Below are 4,565 nucleotides of genomic sequence, written 5' to 3' on the forward strand. Positions count from 1 at the left end.
CTCAAGATCAAAAACTACCTGACTAGTTACGAACCACGGATTGAATGGACGTTTGGACGGCACAGGTTCCTATCCGCTGCCGGTAGCGGACAGAGGCCACCCCAGGTAACAGCTTCACTGACACGGCATCCCCGTTCACATCGGGTCTGAAGCACGGTCGATCACTAGGACGAACAGTACCTGGAACAAGAAGTACTGTCTAGCACTTTCTGTACTAGTCCTGGGTCAGATGAGGACGCCTACGCGATGCGCGAACGCCTTGAGTTCTGCGGAGGCCCGACGCCCCTCGCTGTGCTGAAGATCGGCGACCAGCTCACGGACGCGGGGATGCTCCCACACCTGCTCGGGAGTCAGCACTTCGGCTTCGAGAAGACTCGCCACCGCGTCGGCCGTCCTGCGGCGTTGGCCGTAGGCACGGGCAAGGTCGATGAGGAACCGCGCACGCCGTTCGGGTGAAAGCCCGGACCTGTCGATCCCCGCGGCCCGATCGAGTGCATCGCCGGCGTCGCCCAACTCGACCGCGACCGACACTTCGTGCAGGCGTACGCTGGTCGGGCCGAACTCCGTATCGAAGTCGTTGCGCCCCTCACCAACGCGTGCCGCCGCTTCCGCAGCCTTGTTCAGATGCTCCCGTGCCGTGCCGCGGTTCCCCTCCCGCGCGGCAATGATCGCAAGCGTCAGATGGAGCCCGCCCCACAGAGAGATCGCTTCCGGTCGGGCCTCAACAAGACGATCTTCGAGGGCGTCCGCTGCGGCCTGCGCGGTGTAGCGGGCATGCGCCAGCCGTGCCGGGCTCATGAGGGCATGCGCCATCCGGTACTGCGCAGCGATCACGAGCAACGGCTCTCCGGCGTGCTCCGCGGCCATCACCGCCCGGTCGGACGCAATCCAGCCCGACTCGACGTCCCCGAGCTTGGCCAGCAACGCCGCCGCAGCCTGGTACACCATCGACCCGGTCCGGAACAGGTTCGCCCGCTGCTCGCCAGGCGGCAGACTGCGGCCTGCCACCTCCAAGGCAGGGATCAACTCTGCGAGCAGTGGCGCTGCTTCCGCGTAGCGGGACGCGTGCACGAGCGGCCAGACGGATCCGGCGCGCACCGTCAACCGCTCGACATCCGCCGCCGACGGAGCAGAGGGGCTGCCCTCGCCGAGCACGGCCGTCAACGCTGGATGCCCGGTCAACGCCCGCCGGAGTTCGACGATGTACGGGCTGTACTCGGCCGGCAGCGCATCTTGCGGGACGTCGGGTGCCAACTCCGAAACGGGAATGTTCAGCGCGTCGGCGACCTGCGCCAATACCGACAGCCGATCCACCGTCCGCGTACCGCGTTCAACCTGCGACACCCAGCTCTCCGAACGGCCGACCAGCTTCCCCAGCGCTACCTGAGACAGGCCGCGCCGCTTCCGGTGGAACGCCAGTCGCTCACCAACTGTGGAAGACCCGGTCATCGTGTACCGGCCGGAAGGCCCTTCGCCGGCCCGGGTGTGACGAACTCGACCCGCGCCGGGGCGGACAGGTACTGTCCTCGCTCCGCGAGGAACCGCTTCACGTGGACCTGGTCCTCGTGCGCGTCGAACGCCGCACGGTCGGCATACACCTCGTAGAAGACCCTCGCTAGCGGCGCATCCTCCACACTGTGTGTCACGTAGAGTAAGGTTCCAGGCTCGCGGGCCAGGATCAGCGGCACCGTCTCGGCGACCAGGCGATCAAAGCCGTCAGCCCCGTCCGGGGTCAGGTCAAACCGCACTACAAGCGCGAACATGCACCAACCCTCCACCTCTACACTCAGAGATCACGGGCACAACTCTAGCGTGTGCCGTACTTCTCGGGCGACCCCGCACTTTCTGTGCGTGCCACTACTGTCGACAGCGCGGACAGTACGGAACGATCACAATGTGGTCGTCCGGCTCGACGAGCCCGGTCAGCCGTGCGGCGAGTCTGTCCAGCCTTCCGACCGACAGATCCAGGTCGTACACCGATCGCAGTACCTTCGGCCCGTGTCGTTCCAGCGCCGTCGCGACCTTCCGGCGGCGCCGGTCGGAGGAGACGTCGAAGCTCACCAGGAATCTGCCGTCGGGTTCTGTCATCGGGCGGTCACCGCCAGCGGAACGGTTCGTAGGGAACGCCGTCGATCAGTCTCCTGCGCAGGGCGAGGCTCTGCTCGCGGATGAGGGTGGCGTAGGTGGTACCGGGGGAGACCGTCCAGCTCCGCGCAGGGGAGTCCACCCGGGCCCGGAAGCGGGCGATGACCGCCGCGCTCGCCGACGGGCCGAGCCGCGGACGCCCGTCCGTGCTGTCGCCGGTCCGGGGCGCGGGGTCGGTGGTGAGATCCTCAGGGCGGATCATGCGCAGTCCGAGGACTCCCAGGACGGTCGACTCGAGCAGGACGGCGCGCCATTCCTCCATCAGATCGAACACAAGAGTCGGCCGGCCCGACCGTGGGGCGTGCAGGAACGACACGTACGGATCGAGACCGGCGGCGACGACCGCGCCGAAGACGACCTCGCGAAGCAGGGCGGAGGTGTAGTTGATGAGAACGTTGACGAGGTCGGGGTCAAGGCGTTCACGCCGCCGGAAGCCGAGCTCGGCGGGAAGCAGGAGTCGGATACCGCGGAAGTAGGCTCCGGATGCCGCTCCTTCGATACCGACGAGCTCGGCGATCGAAGCGGCGTTGTCGACAGCCGTACCGGCCGCGGCGACGCGCCGGGCCAACGCCCAGACATCCGCTGGCTCGTCGGCCGTTGCCGCTCGCCGGCGCAGCAGGACGTCCTGATTGTGGATTTTCCCGCGGACGAACGCGCGGGCGAGTTCGAGCCGGGCGGCGTCGTCGTGCTGGAGGAGCACCTGCCGCCGGCGGGCCTCGATGTGTGACGCCTTCGGCGGTTCGAGCCGCCCGCGGGCCCGGCCGTCCGCGCTGAGCAGGACCAGCGGCGCGTCCTCGGCAAGGAGGGCGGTCATCGCCGGAGTCGTGATCCCGACGTTGCCGAAAACGACGACCTCGCTGATCCGGCCCAGCGGTGCCGATGTGATGACTGCGCTGTCCCGGCTCACGACCAGCCGGCCTCCACTGCGCCCGAGCACGAGACCGTGACCGACGACATACAGCGGGCGGCGGGTCGGCCGGTTGATCGGTTGGTTTATCGGCCGGTTCACGATGCCCTCCGGTTCGTCGCCGCGCGGGCGGACGTGTCCGGTGGGCCGGTGTAGGCAGCCGGATCCGGTCGGGTGGTATCGCGCTGCCGTCCGACGGACATCGGGTGCGTCCACCCGGCGGTCGGTTCGGCCTCCCACCCGCCGTCACGGTAGAAAACCCATCCCAGGAAGGAGAAACCCCGGTCGAAGCTTGAGATGTAGGTCTTCGCGGCATTCATCTCCAGGTCCAGATCCGCCAACGCGCGGCCGACGGTGTGGGCGGCATCGATCGCGGTGTCGGTGTCGGTGCAGAACACCGCGATATCGTCTGCGTAGCGCACGAGATTGCCGGGATTACGATGGACGGTGGTGTCGAAGGCACGGAGATGCAGATTGGCGAGGGCGGGGGACAGGGGTGCTCCTTCCGGGATACCCTTGGTTCGTGGAATGATTCCGTATTCGGTGAGCAGCGGCGCGGCTATCCAACGGCCAATCAGTGTTGTCGCCTCACCGGCCAGCCCAGGAGGAAGAGCGGCCAGGAGAAGGTCATGGCGAATGCACGCGAAATAGTCGGCGATGTCGGTGCGCAGCACTGTCGTGCGCCCGGCGTCCCGGTAGCGTTCGGCCTCGGCCAGCGCGTCGAGCCAGGACCGGCCCCTGCGGTAGGCGAAGCTCACCTCCACGGACGCGGCGTCAAGCTGGTCGTGGCAGACCTCAAGGAAGGCGCGTTGGGCGATGCGGTCCCGGACGGTGGGCAGCCCGAGGATTCTCCGCCGGCCGCCGCGGTGGATCGTGGCCAGACGCAACGGCTGGGGCTCATACGTGCCGGTCGTGAGCTGGTCGGTGAGCCGGTCAAGGCGCGCACCGAGTTGTCCGGCGAAGTCGGCGACAGCGAGGCCGTCGGCGCCCGGCATCCCGCTGCCGGCTGCGACCCGCGCCCACGCCGCCCACAGCACCGCCGGCCGGCCCATGGCCGCCAGCACGTCTCGCGAGGCCACGGGTTGGGAGCCACCGTTTCGCGACGGACCATTGCGGCCGGATGTTCGGTGGCCGTGGAGGGCCGTGGAGCGGGGTTCCGTTCGACCGAACCAGCGAGCCATGCGCCTCACTCCTTCGCCACGACCAGGGCACCGGTCGGTACCGCCGTCAGCCAGTGCAGACGGACACGGCTCGCCACCACCACAACCTCCGACACGCCGACGAACGCGGGAGGTTGTGGTGAGAGATCAATATGCACTCTGACGTGCAACGATGCGGGATATCTAGATCATTTCGATATGATCCAAAAAATCTTCAAGCGGAGGTTGTGGTTTGATCTTGCAAACGTGCAGGTCGGATGGGGTACGATTCGGACAGCGGTGCCCGTGATCTACAAATCCGAGTCGGATTGAAACTCGACGGTCGCCGTCACGAACTTGGCGCGGTTCGTGCC

5 protein-coding genes are annotated in these 4,565 nt (G+C 67.3%); all 5 read right to left on the reverse strand.

Going from position 1 to position 4,565, the window contains the following annotated elements; genetic code table 11:
* Positions 1–225: 225 nt before the first annotated feature.
* A complete protein-coding gene (locus DD1DGNOD_RS17310; protein WP_131770619.1) occupies positions 226–1,449 on the reverse strand; it encodes a helix-turn-helix domain-containing protein in 1,224 nt (407 codons plus the stop codon).
* Positions 1,446–1,763 (reverse strand): putative quinol monooxygenase, encoded by a 318-nt coding sequence (locus DD1DGNOD_RS17315; protein WP_131767491.1) that lies wholly within the window; start codon positions 1,761–1,763, stop codon positions 1,446–1,448. The genes DD1DGNOD_RS17310 and DD1DGNOD_RS17315 overlap by 4 nt, the downstream gene beginning before the upstream one ends.
* 94 nt (positions 1,764–1,857) lie before the next feature.
* Positions 1,858–2,088: a CRISPR-associated endonuclease Cas2 gene (cas2, locus tag DD1DGNOD_RS17320; protein ID WP_131770620.1), complete on the reverse strand. Its 231-nt coding sequence runs from the start codon at positions 2,086–2,088 to the stop codon at positions 1,858–1,860.
* A 7-nt stretch (positions 2,089–2,095) separates the two neighbouring features.
* Positions 2,096–3,154 (reverse strand): CRISPR-associated endonuclease Cas1, encoded by a 1,059-nt coding sequence (gene cas1, locus DD1DGNOD_RS17325; RefSeq protein ID WP_165036818.1) that lies wholly within the window; start codon positions 3,152–3,154, stop codon positions 2,096–2,098.
* Positions 3,151–4,131, reverse strand: a complete 981-nt coding sequence (locus DD1DGNOD_RS17330; RefSeq protein ID WP_165036820.1) for a reverse transcriptase domain-containing protein — start codon at positions 4,129–4,131, stop codon at positions 3,151–3,153. Before DD1DGNOD_RS17330 ends, cas1 begins: the two co-directional genes overlap by 4 nt.
* Positions 4,132–4,565: the final 434 nt, after the last annotated feature.

Source organism: Candidatus Protofrankia californiensis (assembly GCF_900634765.1).
In the GTDB taxonomy this organism is placed as follows: Bacteria; Actinomycetota; Actinomycetes; order Frankiales; family Frankiaceae; genus Protofrankia; species Protofrankia californiensis.